Raw genomic sequence first — 18653 nt, forward strand, 5'->3', positions numbered from 1 at the left:
CATGGAATTCCAGATGCTGGAAACCGAAACGAACGGCACCATCATCAAGGTGATCGGAGTAGGTGGCGCTGGCGGCAATGCCGTTCAGCACATGATCAACAAAGGCGTGCAAGGCGTCGACTTCATCGTGATGAACACGGACGCGCAGGCTCTGTCGCGTTCGCGCGCGTCCGCGGTGATCCAGCTCGGCAACACGGGTCTGGGCGCTGGCGCCAAGCCGGAAATGGGCCGCGCGGCAGCAGAAGAAGCACGTGAGCGCATCGCCGACGCACTGCGTGGCGCGCATATGGTGTTCATCACCGCCGGTATGGGCGGCGGCACGGGCACGGGCGCAGCACCCGTGGTTGCGCAGATCGCCAAGGAAATGGGTATCTTGACTGTTGGCGTGGTCAGCAAGCCGTTCGAATTCGAAGGCGGCAAGCGCATGCGCGTCGCAGAAGCGGGTTCGCAGCAACTGGAGGATCACGTCGACTCGCTGATCGTCGTTCTGAACGACAAGCTGTTCGAGGTGATGGGCGATGACGCCGAGATGGACAAGTGCTTCCAGTGCGCGGACGACGTTCTCAACAACGCAGTGGCCGGCATCGCGGAAATCATCAACGTCGACGGTCTGGTGAACGTCGACTTCGAAGACGTGAAGACGGTGATGGGCGAGCAGGGCAAGGCGATGATGGGCACGGCGACGGTCGCCGGCGTCGATCGCGCACGTCTGGCTGCCGAGCAGGCTGTGGCCAGCCCGCTGCTGGAAGGGGTGGATCTGTCGGGCGCGCGTGGCGTGCTGGTCAACATCACGTCGAGCCGTTCGCTGCGTCTGTCGGAAACGCGCGAAGTGATGAACACCATCAAGAGCTATGCTGCAGAAGACGCGACCGTGATCTTCGGTGCGGTGTACGACGATGCAATGGGCGACGCGCTGCGCGTGACGGTCGTGGCAACGGGTCTGGGCCGTGCGGCGAAGAAGCAGCAATCGGCACCGATGACGCTGCTGCGCACCGGCACGGACAACCAGCCGATCGGCGGGATGCAACACGCTGCTTACGCACCGTCGTCCTCGCATGCCAGCACGGCCGATTACGGCGCGCTCGATACGCCGGCTGTGTGGCGCACGTCGCGCGATACGGCAGCCTCGCACGTGCAGGCGCTGCAGGAAAAGGGCGTCGATACGTACGACATTCCGGCGTTCCTGCGCAAGCAGGCGGACTGAGCGCACGAGCAGGCTTTCGTTGCCGCGCTGCGGGTTGTCAAGCAGTGCAGCGCAGGCGGACGAATGCACGAGCGTGGCGAGTGAACGGCGAACCAGCCGCGTATCGTCTGATTCGCGGCAAGGACAAGTGCCCTCTTCGGATTCGCGAAGCGGATGGGGTAACTGTCGCCGGATGGCGGGGCCTGTATTGGGGCGCCCGCTGAATTCACTGCGACACGATAACGTGCGAGCGTGCTTCGCATCGATGCAAAGGACTGAGCATGATTCAAACAGGTGAGAAGCTGCCCGACGCAACGCTCTTCGAGTTCGTCGAAGACACGCGGGCGGGCTGCACGCTGGGGCCTAACAGCTTCGACGTGCGCGAGCAGACGGCGGGTAAGCGCGTGGTGATCTTCGGGTTGCCGGGCGCATTCACGCCGACCTGTTCGGCCAAACATGTACCGGGTTACGTCGAGCATGCCGAGCAGTTGCGCGCTCTTGGCGTCGACGAGATCTGGTGCGTGTCCGTCAACGACGCGTTCGTAATGGGCGCGTGGGGACGCGATCAGCACGCCTCGGGCAAGGTGCGCATGATGGCGGATGGCAGTGCGGCTTTCACGCGGGCGCTCGGTCTTGAGCAGGATTTGTCGGCGCGCGGCATGGGAATCCGTTCCCAGCGCTACGCAATGGTTGTCGACGACGGCGTGGTCAAGACGTTGAACGTCGAGGCTGCCGGCAAATTCGAAGTCAGCGATGCAGAGAGTATCCTCGCTACGTTGAGCTAGTTGCGATGGCGTTTCATGCCTTCGCCTTGAGTCTGCGCGGTTAGCGCGTTGTATCAGGGCAACGGCGCATAAGACGCTTTTGTGACAGGCCGTTACGCGGGCCGATGACCGGAAACGCCTCCGTTCCGGACATCGGCCCGTCACGCTTTCCCTGACGGGCACCTATTGGGTAATGCAGCGAAACAGATTGATACGTTCCGCGAAACGACGCTCCTTAGGGTATTGGAGTATACTTCGCGCTATGGAATAAAAAGTCCCGATTGGGATTTTCAATCGAATAGAAGATCACCATGTTGAAGCAGCGCACTATCAAATCAATCGTCAAGACAGTCGGCATCGGCCTGCACTCCGGCCGCAAGGTCGACCTGACGCTCCGTCCGGCGGCGCCGGATACTGGCATCGTGTTTTCGCGCGTGGATTTGCCCACGCCGGTGGACATTCCTGCGTCGGCGATGTCGATTGGCGATACGCGCCTCGCTTCCGTGTTGCAGAAAGACGGCGCGCGCGTGTCGACCGTCGAGCATTTGATGTCCGCATGCGCGGGCCTCGGCATCGACAATCTTTATGTCGACGTCACTGCCGAAGAAATTCCGATCATGGACGGCAGTGCGGGTTCGTTCGTGTTTCTGATTCAGTCGGCCGGTATTGAAGAGCAGAACGCGCCGAAGAAATTCATCAAGGTCACCCAGCCGGTCGAAATTCGTGACGGCGATAAATTCGCGCGCCTCGATCCGTATTTCGGTTTCAAGCTCAAATTCACCATCGATTTCCGTCACCCGGCAGTGGATAAAACCGGCCAGGCACTGGAAGTGGATTTTGCCAATACGTCGTATGTGCGGGAAATTGCCCGTGCGCGTACGTTCGGCTTTGCGCATGAAGTGGAGATGATGCGCGAGCTCGGTTTGGCGCGCGGCGGCAGTATGGATAACGCCATCGTGCTGGACGAATACCGCATTCTGAATAATGACGGACTGCGTTACGACGACGAATTCGTGAAGCACAAGATGCTCGACGCGATCGGCGACCTTTACGTCATTGGCCATCCGTTGCTGGCTTCGTACACGGCGTACAAGTCGGGCCACGGCTTGAACAATGCGCTGCTGCGCGAACTGCTGGCGCACGAGGATTCGTACGAAATCGTCACATTCGAGGACACGCAAAAGGCGCCGCGCGGCTTTGCGTACGAAACGCAGACGGCGTTTGCGTAATCTACGTAGTGGCTTCGGATGAAATTTCCGAAGCGAATGGATGAAAAATAAGCGGCCCTTGTGGGCCGCTTATTTTTTGTTCAGCGATTTCGCCGATGCCGCGCTGCCATTTTCGCCAAAGCTTCCTGCAGTGGCGAAGGCGCGAGCGATTCGGATAGCGCGTGCAGCGCGTCCGCGCCAGCCGGAGTCATGCGCGCCTGTTTGACCGGTGGCGGGTCTTTCAGCGGCTGCGGCCGTACGCGAATTCGCAGCGCATTGACCGGCCAGCCGCGCTGCTGCAACTCCGACAGCAGCCGCGGCTCGATCTGACGCAGGCGGGCAGCCAGCGCGTTGTGCGCGGCAAACAGGGCCAGTACGCCTTCCTTGATGAAGCTCGGCTCGACGCTGGTGGCCAGATAATCCGGCAGCAGCTCGCGTAAATCCTTTTCCAGCGCCGCAATCTGCTCGACGCCCGCGCGCAGGGCCGCGAACGCATCAGTGCGTTTGAGCACTTCAGCGACGGGTTGCGGGCGGCGCGCTTTGAACTGCTGGGGCGGCGGCCTTGAAAAGGAAGGAAAACGGCTCATGTTTGATTGTGACAGCGTGTTCGCACCCGATGTGCGTTCACGCGGCGATTGTACCGCGCGGGATGCACGCGGACCCGCCTCAATGCTTGCTGTCGGAGGTCGCTGCGGCGGGCTTCCAGTGCCTTGCCGCCGTCGCACTGCTGACACAGGCGCGGGCGGGGGCGCGTGCTAAAATGCCCGATTCGAATTCACTCTTGGACTAAGCCGCCGAGGCCCTTCCGACCCCGGAGCGCACGTGCACGAACCGCACGCCGCGAACCAGCCGAAGCCGCGACGCAGACACCGATCCGATGACCACCGGTTTTCTACAGAAGATTTTTGGCAGCCGTAACCAGCGGCTAGTCAAGCAATATCAAAAGACCGTCACGGCGATCAATGCGCTCGAGCCGCAGATCGAGCAATTGACGGACGACGAACTGCGCGCGAAAACGGGTGAATTCCGCCAGCGCGTCGCGAGTGGCGAGTCGCTCGACAAGCTCCTGCCGGAGGCCTTCGCGGTGTGCCGCGAGGCCAGCAAGCGGGTGCTGAAGATGCGCCACTTCGACGTACAGTTGATCGGCGGCATGGTCCTGCATTACGGCAAGATCGGCGAAATGCGCACTGGCGAAGGCAAGACGCTCGTCGCCACGCTGCCGGTGTACCTGAATGCACTGTCCGGCCGCGGCGTGCACGTCGTCACGGTCAACGACTACCTTGCCCAGCGCGACGCCGAATGGATGGCGCGTCTGTACAACTTCCTGGGCCTGTCGGTCGGCATCAACCTGTCGCAGATGGACCATGGCGCGAAGCAGGAAGCGTACGCCGCTGACATCACTTACGGCACCAACAACGAATTCGGCTTCGATTACCTGCGCGACAACATGGTCTACGAGACCGACGCGCGCGTGCAGCGAGCCCTGAATTTCGCGGTGGTCGACGAGGTCGACTCGATCCTGATCGACGAAGCCCGTACGCCGCTGATCATCTCCGGCCAGGCCGAAGATCACACCGAACTCTACGTGCGCATGAATGCGCTGCCGCCGCTGCTCGAACGCCAGATCGGCGAAGAGAAAGCGGACGGCACCGGCGTCGAAAAGCCGGGCGACTACACGCTGGACGAGAAAGGCCGTCAGGTCTTCCTGACGGAATCGGGCCACGAAAAGGCCGAGCGTCTGCTCGCCGAGTGGGGCCTGATCGGCGAGGGCGAAAGCCTGTACGCGCCGCAAAACATCACGCTGATGCACCACGTGTACGCCGCACTGCGCGCTCACACGCTGTTCTTCAAGGATCAGCACTATGTGGTGCAGAACGGCGAAGTCGTGATCGTCGACGAATTCACCGGCCGCCTGATGTCGGGCCGCCGCTGGTCGGACGGCTTGCACCAGGCCGTTGAGGCGAAGGAACACGTCAAGATCCAGAGCGAGAACCAGACGCTCGCGTCGATCACGTTCCAGAACTACTTCCGTATGTACGCGAAGCTGTCCGGCATGACCGGCACGGCCGACACCGAAGCATACGAATTCAACGAGATCTACGGTCTCGAAACGGTCGTGATCCCGACCAACCGTCCGCCGAAGCGGATCGACAAGCAGGATCAGATCTACAAGACCGCCAAAGAGCGTTATGACGCGGTGATCCGCGACATTCGCGATTGCTATGAGCGTGGTCAGCCGGTGCTGGTCGGCACGACGTCGATCGAAAACTCGGAGCTGCTGTCGCATCTGCTGAAGCAGGCGGGCTTGCCGCACGAAGTGCTGAACGCCAAGCAGCACGCGCGTGAAGCCGAGATCGTTGCTGAAGCGGGCCGTCCGAAGCGCGTCACGATCGCCACCAACATGGCCGGTCGCGGTACCGACATCGTGCTCGGCGGCAACGCTGAAAAGCAGGCGTCCTTCCTCGAACAGGATGAAACGCTTTCTGACGCAGACAAGCAAACCCGCATCCAGAAGCTGCACGACGAATGGCAGGCGCTGCACGATCAGGTGAAGGCCGCGGGCGGTCTGCATATCATCGGCACCGAACGTCACGAATCGCGCCGGATCGACAACCAGTTGCGCGGCCGTGCCGGCCGTCAGGGCGACCCGGGTTCGTCGCGCTTCTATCTGTCGCTGGAAGATCCGCTGCTGCGCATTTTCGCGGGCGATCGCGTGCGCGCCATCATGGACCGCCTGAAGATGCCGGAAGGCGAGGCGATCGAGGCGGGCATCGTGTCGCGTTCGATCGAATCGGCACAGCGCAAGGTTGAAGCACGCAACTTCGACGTTCGCAAGCAATTGCTCGAATACGACGATGTCTCGAACGATCAGCGCAAAGTGATCTATCAGCAGCGCAATGAATTGCTCGAAGCGAACGACATCACCGAAACCATCGGCGCGATGCGTCATGGCGTGATCGCGGACATCGTTCACCAGTTCGTGCCGGCCGGCAGCATCGAAGAGCAGTGGGAAGTGCCTGAGCTGGAGGAAGTGCTGCGTAACGAATGGCAGCTCGACCTCGCGATCCAGGAAATGATCAACGAGTCGAATTCGATCAGCGCGGACGAGATCCTCGAAGCGGTGGAAGCCGCCGCGGACGAAGCGTATGAATCGAAGGTCGAACAGGTCGGCCGCGAATCGTTCAGCGCGTTCGAACGCTCGATCATGCTGCAAACGCTGGACCGCAGCTGGCGCGAACATCTGGCCGCGCTCGATCATCTGCGCCAGGGTATCCACCTGCGCGGTTATGCGCAGAAGAATCCGAAGCAGGAATACAAGCGCGAGGCGTTTGAACTGTTCGCCGCGATGCTCGACGCTGTGAAGCTCGAAGTCACGCGTGTGGTGATGAACGTGCAGATCCAGTCGCCGGAACAGCTGGAACAGGCCGCCGAGCAGTACGAAGAGCAGGGCAGCCACCTTGAAAACGTCGAGTTCCGTCATGCGGAATTCGCCGAGGCGGCAGCCGCCGCGCCTGCGGCTGCGGAAGCAGCCACCGCTGCGATGATCGGCGAGGCGATGAGCCATGGCTCGTCGCACGCCGTGGCGTCGGACGTAAGCGCGGACAGCGTGCCGAAGGTGGGCCGCAACGACCCGTGCCCGTGCGGCAGCGGCAAGAAGTACAAGCAGTGTCACGGTAGGATTGCATAATGGCGAAGGCGGCGCGCTTCAAGCGCGCCGCTTCGTTTTACACAGTGCTTTGCAGGTGATTTCGCGGTGATTCGGCAACGCGCTCGAATCATCAGTTTCCGTTTCCATCGATGCCGGCGTCCGCCGGCATTTTCTTCGACAGGTCGCGACCATGGCTGTCAATTTCCCTTCGATCGATCCCGCTCAACTCCACCCTGTCGCCGGCGTTACGCTGGGCTGGGCGGAGGCGAATATCCGCAAGCCGAACCGCAAAGACGTGCTGGTCATTTCCGTTGGCGACGGCGCGACAGTGGGCGGCGTGTTCACACAAAACCGATTTTGCGCCGCGCCCGTCACGGTGTGCCGTGAGAATCTGGAGCGCGTGCGTGCGGGCGGCAAGCCGATTCGCGCGCTGGTGATCAACACCGGCAACGCGAACGCGGGCACGGGCGAGCCGGGCCTTGTTGCAGCACGCGAAACCTGCGCCGAACTGGCGCGTCTCGCCGACATCACACCGGAACAGGTTCTGCCGTTTTCGACGGGCGTGATTCTGGAACCGCTGCCGGTCGATCGTCTGAAGGCGGGTCTGCCGGCTGCGCTGGCGAACCGCAAGGAAGCCAACTGGTACGACGCCGCCCAGGCGATCATGACCACGGACACGTTGCCGAAGGCCGTCTCGCGCCAGGTCACGGTCGAAGGGCACACCGTCACGCTCACCGGCATCAGCAAGGGCGCCGGCATGATCAAGCCGAACATGGCGACCATGCTCGGTTTCCTCGCCTTCGACGCCGCCGTCGCGCAACCGGTGCTCGACGCATTGGTCAAGCACGTGGCAGACCGCTCGTTTAACTGCATCACGATCGACGGCGATACGTCGACCAACGATTCCTTCATTCTGATCGCCTCGGGCAAATCGAGCTTGCCGGCGATCACGTCCACCGATTCGCCCGCTTATGCAGCGCTGCGCGACGCGGTGACCGAAGTCGCCCAGGCCCTCGCACAACTGATCGTGCGCGACGGCGAAGGTGCGACCAAGTTCATGACCGTGCATGTCGAAGGCGGCTCGAGCGTCGGCGAATGCCGCCAGATCGCTTATGCGATCGGCCACTCGCCGCTCGTGAAGACGGCTTTCTATGCATCGGATCCGAATCTCGGCCGCATTCTCGCGGCCATCGGCTATGCCGGCGTGGACGATCTCGACGTCGGCAAAATCGATCTGTATCTGGACGACGTGCTGGTCGCCACTGCCGGCGGCCGCAATCCGGCCTATCGCGAAGAAGACGGCCAGCGCGTCATGAAAAAGAGCGAGATCGGCATTCGCGTCGTACTCGGCCGCGGCAATGCGCAAGCCACGATCTGGACTTGCGATCTGTCGCACGACTACGTGAGCATCAACGCCGACTATCGTTCGTAACCTGGTTCATTGCGCGGCGCTTTGGCTGCCGCTTTGGCCGCTTACCTCATAGCCATGGATAAACTCGAACAGTTTCTGACCCGGGCCGAAGCCGTGCTCGTCCGCCTCGAAGCGATGCTTCCGCCTGCCCAACCGGAAATCGACTGGTCGGCGGCGGTCGCCTTTCGCTGGCGCAAACGGCAGGGGCGCGGTTATCTGCAGCCGGTCCCGGCCATCTCGTCGATCACGCTCGACGACCTGCAAAACATCGACCGCCAGAAGGGGTTGATCGAGCAGAACACGCGTCAGTTCGTGCACAAGCAGCCGGCCAACAATGTGCTGCTGACGGGCGCGCGCGGTACCGGCAAGTCGTCGCTCATCAAGGCTTGCCTGAATGCCTATGCGAAAGACGGTCTGCGCCTGATCGAAGTGGATAAAGACGATTTGCACGATCTGGGCGACATCGTCGATCAGATTTCGCAACGGCCGGAGCGGTTCGTGGTGTTCTGCGACGATTTGTCGTTCGAAGACGGCGAGTCGGGCTACAAGGCGCTGAAGGTCGCGCTCGACGGTTCGATCGCCGCGCAGTCGGACAACGTGCTGATCTACGCAACCTCCAACCGCCGCCACCTGTTGCCCGAATACATGAGCGACAACGAGACGTACAAGCACACGTCCGACGGCGAGATTCATCCGGGTGAACTGGTCGAAGAGAAGATCTCGCTGTCCGAGCGCTTCGGGCTGTGGGTCAGCTTCTATCCGTTCAAACAGGACGACTACCTGTCGATCATCGGCCACTGGCTGCGCCATTTCGGCTGCGACGACGCGGAAGTCGAGGCCGCGCGGGGCGACGCGCTGGTTTGGGCACTGGAGCGCGGATCGCGCTCGGGGCGTGTCGCGTGGCAATTCGCGCGCGACTGGTCCGGCCGGAAGGCCCCGGCATGAGCGACGCGCCGAACAACGCGGCTGGCCGCCCGGTGACCGAAGTGGCCGTGGGCGTGCTGGTTCAGCCCGACGGGCACTATCTGCTGGCGCAGCGCCCGGCAGGCAAGCCGTACGAAGGGTACTGGGAGTTTCCTGGCGGCAAGCTGGAGGCGGGCGAGTCGGTCGAGGCCGCACTAGCCCGTGAGTTGCACGAGGAACTGGGTATCGACGTCAAGGCGAGCCATCTTTGGCGCACGCTCGAACACGACTACCCGCATGCCTACGTGCGGCTGTTCTTTTGCAAGGTGACAGAGTGGGCCGGCGATCCGCACGGCCGCGAGGGCCAGGCCTTTGTCTGGCAGACGCTGCCGGCGACAGTTTCGCCGTTGTTACCGGCGGCGATTCCCGTACTGGAATGGCTCGCGGCTGAGCAAAATTAGAAAGACAGTGCCCGGTTGCCGGCGGCGCTGCGTGAGCGGCGTCGCCTCGCCCGGTTGCAACACGCTCTGCTGGAGGCCTTAATGCGGGTTGTAGTCCCCGCCAGGCGATTCATCCGACGATGCTTCTTTATCTGTGCCGCCAATCTTGTACTTCTCAGCGGCCCATGCGCCGAGGTCGATCTGCTTGCAGCGATCGGAGCAGAACGGGCGGAAGCGGCTTTCAGGGGTCCAGCGGACATCCTTCCCGCAAGTGGGGCATTTGACGACGGTAGGCATACGGTCAGGCAGTCGATCGGAAACTGAACAAGTAATGAATATAGGGGCATTTTTTGCCCCTTCAAAGGCGTAGCCCGCGGTTCGGTTCTAAAGGGCGAACGTTACAGGCTGCACAGCGTGAGCTGGAAGGGTACGTCGACATCCACCGCGCGCGGACGCAGATCGCCGTCCTGCACGGTAAATCGCACCCAAAGCATGTATTTGTTAGCGCTAGCCTCGGGAATTACGCGCAGTTCAGGTGCCACGCGGACTTGCATCAGCTGGTATGAACGGCCGGACAGCATCTGCTGATAGCTGCCCTGCATAGCCATGACCTTCGACGCCTGACCCGATTCGCGCGCGAGACGCAGCACGATGGTTGCCGCATCGCGCAAGGGAAGCAGCGGCGTGACCCATTTGGCGATGTCCTGACGGCGTTGATCGGGATGAATCTGCTGCCAGGCATAATACGAAGGCAAATCGAACTTGCAGGTGCCGCCCGGAATGATCGCGCGGCTGCGGATGCTGGCGAGCCACTCGTTGTCTGCCAGATGCTGGCCGGTCTTGCCCTGCATCTGTGAAAGCCCCGCCAAAGTCTGCTCGATCTCCCCTAGCACTGCCTCCAGTGCGTTCTGTTCGATGCCAGGATTGCCGCGGAACGGCGCCAGGGTTTGCCGCTGGCGCTCAAGCTCCTTCATCAGATCGGACTTCAGATCCGCGCGACCCGCCACCTCTGAGATTTCGAACAACGTTGTCAGCGCGACGTGATGTTCCCGGGCGTCTTCCTGAGTCAGAAAGAACGTGAAGCGCTCGAACAGATCTTCGAGGCGCAATAGCGTCCGGATTCGCTCGTTGAAGGGATACTCGTAAAGGATCAAGCGGGCTCGCCTCGGGCGTGGTCGGTGACAGGAATGCAGAACATTCTAATGCCGTGAGACTACCCTAGCAATCACGCACTTTTTCAGCGCGCTCTCGCAATTTTTTTCACGTGTTTCGAGCGGTTTTCGGCGTGCTTCGGTTCGCGTGTCACTGAAAAATTCAACAGACCTTTGCGCGCAGCACACCACGGCCCGCCTATTTTCATGCGCTCGCCAGCGACAGATAGACGCCATGCTGCGTGTCAACGTGTGCCTTGAGTGCGTCGAGCGGCACGTTGTCATTGTCGATCACATCATCGGCTGCGGCGAGACGGGCTTCGCGCGTCGCCTGGCGGGCGATGATCGCCAGAACCTGTTCACGGGTGAAGCCGTTGCGGCTCATCACGCGCGAGATTTGCGTGTCGACGCTGCAATCGACCGTCAACACGCGATTCACGCGCTTTTTCCAGCTCCCCGATTCCACTAGCAGCGGTACCACCACGATCACGTACGGCCCTTGCGCCTCGCGTTGTTCGTGCTCGGTCTCTGCGCGAATCAACGGATGCGTGATGTCCTCGAGGCGTTTGCGCGCGCCCTCGTCGGCGAATACCAGCGTGCGCATGCGGGCGCGGTCGAGCGAGCCGTCTGCGGCAACGAACGAATCGCCGAACTCCGCGGCGATCTGCGGCATTGCGATGCCGTGCGGTGCCGTGATGCGGTGCGCGATCAGGTCGGTGTCGACAAGCGGTACGCCGTGTGCGGCAAACAGGTTGGCCACGGTCGATTTGCCGCTACCGATGCCGCCGGTCAATCCCACAGCAAACATGCTTCAGCCTCCTAACGCCAGGTAAAGCGGTGTGCCGAGAAACAGCGTAACTGCACCGCCTGCTGCAAGAAACGGCCCGAACGGCAGCGGCTCTTCGAAGCGCATGCGGCCACGCCATGTTGCCGCGAGACCGACTACTGCGCCAGTCACCGCCGCGATCAGCACGATCTGCGGCAGCGCCGCCCAGCCGAGCCATGCACCGAGCGCAGCCAGCAGTTTGAAATCACCATAACCCATGCCTTCAATGCCGCGTACCAGCCGGAACAGCCAATGCACGGCCCACAGCACCAGGTAGCCGAAGATCGCGCCCAGCACGGCGTCGTGCAGGCTCGCGAACATGCCGTTGAAGTTCACGATCAGACCGGCCCACAGGAGCGGCAGCGTCATCGAGTCGGGCAGTAAATGCGTGTCGATGTCGATCGCACTCATCGCCAGCAGCGCGGCGCATAGTCCGAAGGCGGCAAGTGCTGTGCCGGTCGGCCCATACAGCATGAGCGCCCCTGCTGCGAAGGCGGCGGTGGCGATTTCGAGCAACGGGTAGCGCAGACTGATGCGTGTCTTGCAGGCGGAGCAGCGCCCGCGCAACAGCAGGTAGCTCAGCAGCGGCAGGTTCTCCCACGCGCTGAGCACGTGGCCGCAATGAGGGCATGCGCTGCGCGGTGCCCACAGGTTGTAGCGGGTGGGTAAGCCGTCGCTTTCAAGCGGCTGTTCGGTGGCCTCGCTGACCTCCTCGCGCCACGCGCGCTCCAGCATGATCGGCACCCGGTGCACCACCACGTTCAGGAAGCTGCCGATCACCAGACCGAACACGATCGCGAATGCGATTCGCAGGCCGCCGGGCAAGCTGCCGAACGCGAGCTCGAGACCGGTTGTGAACTGGCCGGACAGCAGACCCGAAAGCAGGCTGGAAGAGGTATCTGACACGAGTGGGGTAGTGAACTGCATATAAAAAGGGTGGGATTCGGCTGCGATGCTACACCACGTTGCCAAGTTGAATAATGGGAAGATACATCGCGATCACGAGGCCGCCGACCAGCGTACCCAGCACGATGATGACAAGCGGCTCGCACAGGCTCGAGAGCGTGCCGATCTTTTCGTCTACCTGACGATCTGCAAGCGACGCGACGTCGATCAGCATCGTGTCGAGCGCTCCGGACTCCTCGGCAACCGCAACAGGCTGCACGACCTCCGGTGGAAAGCAGCGCGCCGCGCGCATTGCCGCGGCAAGCCGCTCGCCACGCCGCAGCCGGGCGGCAATTTCCACGGTGGCGCTATCGAAGAAAGCGTTGCCGGTGGCGTGAGTGAGTGAACCGAATGCGTCCGCGAGTGGTGTACCGGCCGACAACAAGGTGCCGAGCGCGCGGCTCCAGCGCGCCGCGCACAAGGTACGCAGCAATGGACCGGCGACCGGGATTATCAGCGATGCGCGCGCGAACCAGAGGCGCGCTGCTTCGGAACGTCGTAGCAGAAATGTCACAGCCGACCCTGCTGCGAAGATCATGCCGACCAGAGGAACACTCCAGCGCGCGGCGCCTGCGGACAAAGCCAGCACGAACTGCGTCGGTACGGGCAGCTTCGCGCCGAAACCGTCGAAGATCTGCTTGAAGGTGGGAACAACCCAGATCAGTAAGGCTGCGGTAATCGCCATGGCGAGCAGCAGGATGGCCCCAGGATAGGTCAGCGCCGCGCGCACTCTGGAACGCTGCGCGGCGGCGCGTTCACGGTCGTCGGCGAGCCGGGCGAGGATTGTCGGCAAGGCGCCAGCGGCTTCACCGACCTCGACGAGCTGACAATACAACGCGTTGAACTGCGCCGGATGTCGCCGCAAAGCCGCCGAAAAACGCAGGCCGCCGGTGATATCACGCGCCAGCGCGCCGACGATTCGCGGCATGCCTTGCCGGCGCGAGCTTTGTGCTTGCGCCAGCAGTTCCAGCGAGGGAGCGAGCGGCAGCCCGGCGCGCAGCAGACTGGCGAGCTGGCGGGTGAATATCGTCACGTCGGTGGCGCGGGTTCTGGGGCGTGGTGCCGGCCCGCGGGCCGCCAGTTCGAGGATGAACAGATTGTCGCGCTTGAGCATCGCTCGCGCGGCGCTAGCATCCGGCGCAACGAGCGCCCCGCTTTTTTTAAGGCCGTTGGCGTCGACACCGCGCCATCTGAAGCGCAAATCAGCTGCGGACTGAGTGGAGGCGGCGGTGCTCATGAGACCTCGGTGGCGGCCAGCGCTTCAGAAAGGCTCGTCGTGCCGTCGCGCACACGTGCCAAGGCTGCGTCGCGCAAGGTGGCAACCCGTTCGGCCTGGGCGAGGCGGGACAACTCATGGGTGCTTGCGCGTGCAACGATCAACTCGCGCATTGCATCGGAGACAGGCATCACCTGGTGAACGCCGACGCGGCCGCGGTAGCCGATGCCGTGGCAAGCCGCGCATCCGGCGGCGCCGAATGGTTGCCAGTCGTCGAGGTGATCGTCTGCGAAGCCCGCTGCTCGCAGCGCCGCCGTTGATTGCGGCGCGGGTGCGCGGCACGCCACGCACAATCGCCGCACCAGCCGCTGTGCCGTCACCATCTTGAGTGCGGCGGCCAGGTTGTACGGTTCGACGCCGATGTCGATCAGGCGCGCGACGGCAGCAGGCGCGTCGTTCGTATGCAAGGTGGACAGCACGAGGTGTCCGGTTTGCGCTGCCTTCACGGCGACGTCGGCGGTTTCGTTGTCGCGAATTTCGCCAACCATGATCACATCGGGGTCCTGACGGAGAAACGCACGCAGCGCCAGCGCGAATGTCAGGCCGGCCTTTTCGCGCACACTCACCTGATTGATCCCGGCCAATTGAATTTCCGCCGGATCCTCAACCGAGCACAGATTGCGCGCCTCGTCGTTGAGCATGTGCAGGAAGCAGTACAGCGACAACGTCTTGCCGCTGCCGGTGGGCCCCGTCACGAGCACGAGGCCGTGCGGCGCACGGATCGCGGCATCGACTGCTGCGCGTTGTTGTGGATCGAGGCCGAGTGAGTCCAGCGAAAGATCGGCAGGCAACGCGTCGAGCCGGCGCAGTACCAGCTTTTCGCCGAACAGGGTAGGCAGCGAGTTGACGCGGTAGTCTTCGACGCGGCCCGGTGAGGTGGCAATGCGCAGCCGGCCATCTTGCGGCACGCGTCGTTCGGCGATATCCATGCGTGCCAGCACTTTCACGCGTGTGATGAAGGCGTCGCGTAAATGCGCGGGGGGCTGGGGGATTTCATGCAGCACGCCGTCGATGCGCAAACGCATGCGCCAGCCATGCTCGGCCGGCTCGATATGCAGGTCTGATGCGTTGCGGCGGGTTGCTTCCTGCAACGTGTCGGTCAGCAGGCGTACGGCGGGTGCGTTGTCGGAATCGGCGAGATCCGGGTTGAGATTGGCGCCGACTGCGGCGCTGGCCGCAAAGCTCTTTTGCCTGGGTTTGACGGCGCTTTCACGATCGACGGCGATGGGCCGCAACGACGCCGTGCGTTGAAAAGACTCTTGCATGAGGGACCGGTGACGAGCCGCCTGTAGAACATGACGACTCCATCATCCGGTAAGGCCGCTCGCGGCACTATTCGGCCAATCGGCTAATGGCGCGCAGCGCTGCCCTATGCAATGCTACGGCGTGCAGGGCTTAACCGCGCACAGCCTTGACGGTTTTCGCGCCCGTGCGACTGGGTGGTTTGAATAGCTTGACGGTGCGAATTGCCTGATCGTCGCTGCGCATCACCTCGAGTTTCACGTCGCCGATCTGTACGCACACGTCGCCGTCGGGAATGTCTTCGAGTATCTCGAGAATCAGTCCGTTGAGCGTTTTCGGTCCATCGGTCGGCAGCGTGAGATGCAGCCAGCGGTTCAGTTCGCGCAACGGCATGCTGCCGGCAACGATGCATTCGCCGCTCTCGTTCCAGCCGCCACGCGAATTGGCGCTACGCGGAATCGAGGTGGTGAATTCGCCGATCAGCTCTTCGATGATGTCTTCCGGCGTGACCAGCCCTTGTAACTCACCGTACTCATTTACGACCAGCGCCGTACGGTGACGGCTCTCCTGGAAGTACTGCAGTTGCTGGAACACTGGCGTTCCGCTCGGCACGAAGTACGGCTCGGCCAGCAATTCGCGCAACGTCTCGCGTTCCAGTTCCTGGTTATGCAGCGCGGCCAGTGTCTTGCGCACGTGAAGCACGCCGAGCACGCGGTCGATGTCGCCCTGATAGACGATCAGTTTGTTGTGGTAGCAGGTTTCCAGCTGATGCAGGATCTGTTCGAACGGCGCGTCGAAGTCGAGCGCTTCGATGCGGCGCCGCGGGATCATCACGTCGTCGACGGAGATGTTCTCGAGATCGAACAGATTCAACAGAATGCTGCGGTGCTTGGTCGGCATGAAGCTGCCTGATTCCAGCACAATGGTGCGCAGTTCTTCGGTGGAAAGCCGCTGATCGTGCGCGCCTTTGGTGTTGATATGCAGGACGCGCAGGATCGTGTTCGCGAACAGATTGACGAACCAGACGAGCGGCTTGCCGATTCGCATCATGGGTGCGATCAGCAGGCTGGCCGGCAGCGCAATCTTCTCGGGGAACGTCGCGCCCACAATTTTCGGCGTGATTTCCGCGAATACGATGATCAGAAACGCGACGATACCCGTCGCGATCGACAGCACCACATTGTTACGGCCAAAGGTATGCAACGCGATCGAGGTGGTGAGCACCGGGATGATCGTGTTGAAGAGATTGTTGCCGATCAGCACCACGCTCAACAGCTGGTCGGTGTGCGCCAACAGACCTTGAGTGGTCTTCGCGCCGAGCGCGTTCTGATTGGCAAGGTGTTTCAGGCGATGGCGGTTGATCGCCATCATCGCCGTTTCGGAAATCGAAAAGAAGCTGGAGCAGATAAGTAGCAGAAAGACGGCGCCGATCTGCGCCCATAAGGGAAGTTGTTCCACGCGTTGTGAAGGGTAGGGGACGGGATGGAGAGAATATAGCAGAGGGGGCTACGCGAACCGGTTGTGTGGAGGGCTCTGGGATGCCCAAAGCCCATCACCCGCGACGGCAAAGCACTTATCGGTCACTAAAAATTGCGACCCAAAAACAAAAAACCGCCAAGCAAGCTGGGCGGTTTTTCGAGCCTTGAACTAACAAGGAAAATCTGGTCGGGGTGAGAGGATTCGAACCTCCGGCCTCTACGTCCCGAACGTAGCGCTCTACCAGGCTAAGCTACACCCCGATTTGTACTGCTGCACTCGATTCAGACTAACTCGGCGTTTCAGTCCCGTTCAAGACTGTCTCGCCGTCGAGTAAGAACATAATTCTAGCAGGCTATCTTTGAAAATGGAATCGGGAAACGAAGAAATTGCTGCAGCTGCGGCCATCGCTTCCTGCTTCGCGCATTCAAGCGTGTGGTCGAGCGCGCCGGAGCGCGTGATCGCCTCGAAAATGGTGTCGAAACGGTCCGTCCCGCCCTGTTCGATGGCTTCCCGTGCGAGCGCCGACTGTTCCGGCGAACCGCGTTCGATCAGATAGATCAGCGGGAGCGTGGGTTTGCCTTCGCGCAGATCGTCGCCGGCGTTCTTGCCCATTGATTCAGCCGTGCCCGTGTAGTCGAGCCAGTCGTCCATGATCTGGAACGCGGTGCCGATGCGGCGGCCGAACTCCGCCGCGGCGGCTTCGGTCTTCGCGTCCGAACCGGCCAGTACCGCACCGAGCTGGGCGGCGGCTTCGAACAGCTTGGCGGTCTTGTAGCGGATCACCTGCATGTAGCGCGCTTCGTCCACGTCGGCGTCATGCATGTTCAGCAACTGGAGCACTTCGCCCTCGGAGATGATGTTGGTCGCCTCCGACAGGATTTCCATTACACGCATCTTGCCCACGCCGACCATCATCTGGAACGAGCGCGAGTACAGGAAATCGCCGACCAGCACGCTCGCGGCGTTGCCGAACAGCGCGTTGGCGGTCTGGCGGCCGCGCCGCAGATCGGATTCGTCGACCACGTCGTCGTGCAGCAGCGTGGCCGTGTGGATGAATTCCACGACGGCGGCCAGTTCGTGCCGATGCCCGGTGGTCTCGCCCAGTGCCCCTGCCACCAGCAGCAGCAGGGCGGGCCGCAGCCGCTTGCCCCCGGCGCTGATGATGTACTCGGAGATCTGATTGATCAGCATCACGTCGGACGCCAGACGGTGCCGTATGACGCGATTGACCTGCTGCATGTCTTCGGCGATCGGAGCGAGCAGGCTGGCGGCGTTTGAGGAGGGGGTGGCGGTCGACGACATGATGGCTGAATTGGGTAGTGCCGCGAATTATAAGGCGAATCGCGACAGTTCCGGGTCGCAGGCTGCGACGCGAGGCGGCGCGGGCCGTGGCAGGGCCGCTACCGGGGTCGGATGACACCGCGCCGGGCGCTGCGCGCCGCGACTCTCAATGAGTTTTGACCGAGCAGCTAACTCTATGTATAATCACGGGTTTCCGCGCGCGGTGCGTGGGAAAAATGAACACAGAGTGAGGTTCTCAATGTACGCGGTCATAAAAACCGGTGGCAAGCAGTATAAAGTTGCCGTCGGCGAAAAACTTAAAGTAGAACAGATACCGGCAGACATTGACGCTGAAATCACGCTCGACCAGGTTCTCGCAGTGGGCGAAGGCGAATCGATTAAGTTCGGTACGCCGCTGGTCAGTGGGGCTTCCGTCAAGGCTACCGTCGTGTCGCAAGGTCGTCACGCAAAAGTGACCATCTTCAAGATGCGTCGCCGGAAGCACTACCAGAAGCATGGCGGCCACCGCCAGAACTATACCGAACTGCGCATCGACGCGATCAACGCGTAAGCGCAACGGTTAAGGAGCAAATCAAATGGCACACAAAAAGGCAGGCGGATCATCCCGCAACGGCCGCGACTCTGAATCGAAGCGTCTCGGCGTCAAGGTCTACGGCGGTCAAGCCATCAACGCTGGCGGCATCATCGTGCGTCAACGTGGCACGCGTATGCACCCGGGCGAAAACGTCGGTATCGGCAAGGATCACACCTTGTTCGCGCTGACGGACGGCCACGTCAATTTCTCGACGAAGGGCGCAGCGAAGAAGCACATGGTCAACGTCGTCCCGGCAGCAGTCTGAGCTTACTCAGGCACGGGCTTCAGGACCGGAAAAAG

18 protein-coding genes and 1 tRNA gene are annotated in these 18653 nt (G+C 61.9%); 9 read left to right on the plus strand and 10 right to left on the minus strand.

Annotated features, from left to right (window positions below):
- Position 1 precedes the first annotated feature (1 nt).
- The 3 genes from ftsZ (at position 2) to lpxC (ending at position 3176) form a co-directional block, all read left to right on the plus strand.
- The gene (gene ftsZ, locus BCY88_RS28365) at positions 2-1204 is read left to right on the plus strand and encodes a cell division protein FtsZ (RefSeq protein ID WP_120347490.1); all 1203 of its coding nucleotides are present in this window, start codon (positions 2-4) and stop codon (positions 1202-1204) included.
- Positions 1205-1464: 260 nt separating this feature from the next.
- Complete coding sequence (locus tag BCY88_RS28370; RefSeq protein ID WP_120347491.1) at positions 1465-1968, plus strand: peroxiredoxin; 504 nt, start codon at positions 1465-1467, stop codon at positions 1966-1968.
- 290 nt (positions 1969-2258) lie between these two features.
- Positions 2259-3176: a UDP-3-O-acyl-N-acetylglucosamine deacetylase gene (gene lpxC, locus BCY88_RS28375; protein WP_120347492.1), complete on the plus strand. Its 918-nt coding sequence runs from the start codon at positions 2259-2261 to the stop codon at positions 3174-3176.
- An 80-nt stretch (positions 3177-3256) separates the two neighbouring features.
- Here the strand turns inward: lpxC and BCY88_RS28380 are convergent, their stop codons facing one another.
- Positions 3257-3742, minus strand: a complete 486-nt coding sequence (locus BCY88_RS28380; protein ID WP_120347493.1) for a DciA family protein — start codon at positions 3740-3742, stop codon at positions 3257-3259.
- A 290-nt stretch (positions 3743-4032) separates the two neighbouring features.
- On the opposite strand from BCY88_RS28380, the gene secA reads away from it, so the two are divergent.
- The 4 genes from secA to BCY88_RS28405 all read left to right on the plus strand — a co-directional run bounded on the left by secA (position 4033) and on the right by BCY88_RS28405 (position 9579).
- Positions 4033-6843 (plus strand): preprotein translocase subunit SecA, encoded by a 2811-nt coding sequence (gene secA, locus BCY88_RS28390; protein ID WP_120347495.1) that lies wholly within the window; start codon positions 4033-4035, stop codon positions 6841-6843.
- A 151-nt stretch (positions 6844-6994) separates the two neighbouring features.
- The gene (gene argJ / locus BCY88_RS28395) at positions 6995-8236 is read left to right on the plus strand and encodes a bifunctional glutamate N-acetyltransferase/amino-acid acetyltransferase ArgJ (RefSeq protein WP_120347496.1); all 1242 of its coding nucleotides are present in this window, start codon (positions 6995-6997) and stop codon (positions 8234-8236) included.
- Between the two features lie 54 nt (positions 8237-8290).
- Positions 8291-9160: an ATP-binding protein gene (locus BCY88_RS28400; protein ID WP_120347497.1), complete on the plus strand. Its 870-nt coding sequence runs from the start codon at positions 8291-8293 to the stop codon at positions 9158-9160.
- Positions 9157-9579, plus strand: a complete 423-nt coding sequence (locus tag BCY88_RS28405; protein WP_120347498.1) for an NUDIX domain-containing protein — start codon at positions 9157-9159, stop codon at positions 9577-9579. Before BCY88_RS28400 ends, BCY88_RS28405 begins: the two co-directional genes overlap by 4 nt.
- A 78-nt stretch (positions 9580-9657) precedes the next feature.
- Here the strand turns inward: BCY88_RS28405 and yacG are convergent, their stop codons facing one another.
- The 9 genes from yacG to BCY88_RS28450 form a co-directional block, all read right to left on the minus strand.
- Complete coding sequence (gene yacG / locus BCY88_RS28410; RefSeq protein ID WP_115099175.1) at positions 9658-9855, minus strand: DNA gyrase inhibitor YacG; 198 nt, start codon at positions 9853-9855, stop codon at positions 9658-9660.
- Positions 9856-9956: 101 nt separating this feature from the next.
- The gene (gene zapD, locus BCY88_RS28415) at positions 9957-10712 is read right to left on the minus strand and encodes a cell division protein ZapD (RefSeq protein WP_091798841.1); all 756 of its coding nucleotides are present in this window, start codon (positions 10710-10712) and stop codon (positions 9957-9959) included.
- Between the two features lie 202 nt (positions 10713-10914).
- Entirely contained in the window at positions 10915-11517 is a 603-nt protein-coding gene (coaE, locus tag BCY88_RS28420; RefSeq protein WP_120347499.1) for a dephospho-CoA kinase, read from the minus strand.
- A gap of 3 nt (positions 11518-11520) precedes the next feature.
- Positions 11521-12462 carry a prepilin peptidase gene (locus BCY88_RS28425; protein ID WP_120347500.1) on the minus strand — a complete coding sequence of 314 codons (942 nt, stop codon included), beginning with the start codon at positions 12460-12462 and terminating at the stop codon, positions 11521-11523.
- A gap of 28 nt (positions 12463-12490) precedes the next feature.
- Complete coding sequence (locus tag BCY88_RS28430; RefSeq protein WP_120347501.1) at positions 12491-13717, minus strand: type II secretion system F family protein; 1227 nt, start codon at positions 13715-13717, stop codon at positions 12491-12493.
- A complete protein-coding gene (locus BCY88_RS28435) occupies positions 13714-15021 on the minus strand; it encodes a GspE/PulE family protein (protein WP_120347502.1) in 1308 nt (435 codons plus the stop codon). Before BCY88_RS28435 ends, BCY88_RS28430 begins: the two co-directional genes overlap by 4 nt.
- Positions 15022-15151: 130 nt before the next feature.
- Positions 15152-16456, minus strand: coding sequence for an HlyC/CorC family transporter (locus BCY88_RS28440; RefSeq protein WP_183081475.1), 1305 nt, complete (start codon positions 16454-16456; stop codon positions 15152-15154).
- A 204-nt stretch (positions 16457-16660) separates the two neighbouring features.
- Positions 16661-16737: transfer RNA gene (locus BCY88_RS28445), tRNA-Pro, on the minus strand.
- A 49-nt stretch (positions 16738-16786) separates the two neighbouring features.
- Positions 16787-17779 (minus strand): polyprenyl synthetase family protein, encoded by a 993-nt coding sequence (locus tag BCY88_RS28450; protein WP_120347504.1) that lies wholly within the window; start codon positions 17777-17779, stop codon positions 16787-16789.
- Between the two features lie 238 nt (positions 17780-18017).
- On the opposite strand from BCY88_RS28450, the gene rplU reads away from it, so the two are divergent.
- Both rplU and rpmA read left to right on the plus strand, forming a co-directional pair.
- A complete protein-coding gene (gene rplU / locus BCY88_RS28455) occupies positions 18018-18329 on the plus strand; it encodes a 50S ribosomal protein L21 (protein WP_007180329.1) in 312 nt (103 codons plus the stop codon).
- 25 nt (positions 18330-18354) lie between these two features.
- Entirely contained in the window at positions 18355-18618 is a 264-nt protein-coding gene (gene rpmA / locus BCY88_RS28460; RefSeq protein ID WP_007180330.1) for a 50S ribosomal protein L27, read from the plus strand.
- Positions 18619-18653: the final 35 nt, after the last annotated feature.

The organism is Paraburkholderia fungorum, from assembly GCF_003610895.1.
In the GTDB taxonomy this organism is placed as follows: Bacteria; Pseudomonadota; Gammaproteobacteria; order Burkholderiales; family Burkholderiaceae; genus Paraburkholderia; species Paraburkholderia fungorum_B.

Excerpts from the sequence above, each read along its gene's own strand:
- ftsZ (WP_120347490.1), top strand. The coding sequence starts at position 2 with ATGGAATTCCAGATGCTGGAAACCGAAACGAACGGCACCATCATCAAG.
- BCY88_RS28370 (WP_120347491.1), top strand. The coding sequence starts at position 1,465 with ATGATTCAAACAGGTGAGAAGCTGCCCGACGCAACGCTCTTCGAGTTC.
- lpxC (WP_120347492.1), top strand. The coding sequence starts at position 2,259 with ATGTTGAAGCAGCGCACTATCAAATCAATCGTCAAGACAGTCGGCATC.
- BCY88_RS28380 (WP_120347493.1), bottom strand. The coding sequence starts at position 3,742 with ATGAGCCGTTTTCCTTCCTTTTCAAGGCCGCCGCCCCAGCAGTTCAAA.
- secA (WP_120347495.1), top strand. The coding sequence starts at position 4,033 with ATGACCACCGGTTTTCTACAGAAGATTTTTGGCAGCCGTAACCAGCGG.
- argJ (WP_120347496.1), top strand. The coding sequence starts at position 6,995 with ATGGCTGTCAATTTCCCTTCGATCGATCCCGCTCAACTCCACCCTGTC.
- BCY88_RS28400 (WP_120347497.1), top strand. The coding sequence starts at position 8,291 with ATGGATAAACTCGAACAGTTTCTGACCCGGGCCGAAGCCGTGCTCGTC.
- BCY88_RS28405 (WP_120347498.1), top strand. The coding sequence starts at position 9,157 with ATGAGCGACGCGCCGAACAACGCGGCTGGCCGCCCGGTGACCGAAGTG.
- yacG (WP_115099175.1), bottom strand. The coding sequence starts at position 9,855 with ATGCCTACCGTCGTCAAATGCCCCACTTGCGGGAAGGATGTCCGCTGG.
- coaE (WP_120347499.1), bottom strand. The coding sequence starts at position 11,517 with ATGTTTGCTGTGGGATTGACCGGCGGCATCGGTAGCGGCAAATCGACC.
- BCY88_RS28425 (WP_120347500.1), bottom strand. The coding sequence starts at position 12,462 with ATGCAGTTCACTACCCCACTCGTGTCAGATACCTCTTCCAGCCTGCTT.
- BCY88_RS28430 (WP_120347501.1), bottom strand. The coding sequence starts at position 13,717 with ATGAGCACCGCCGCCTCCACTCAGTCCGCAGCTGATTTGCGCTTCAGA.
- BCY88_RS28435 (WP_120347502.1), bottom strand. The coding sequence starts at position 15,021 with ATGCAAGAGTCTTTTCAACGCACGGCGTCGTTGCGGCCCATCGCCGTC.
- BCY88_RS28450 (WP_120347504.1), bottom strand. The coding sequence starts at position 17,779 with ATGTCGTCGACCGCCACCCCCTCCTCAAACGCCGCCAGCCTGCTCGCT.
- rplU (WP_007180329.1), top strand. The coding sequence starts at position 18,018 with ATGTACGCGGTCATAAAAACCGGTGGCAAGCAGTATAAAGTTGCCGTC.
- rpmA (WP_007180330.1), top strand. The coding sequence starts at position 18,355 with ATGGCACACAAAAAGGCAGGCGGATCATCCCGCAACGGCCGCGACTCT.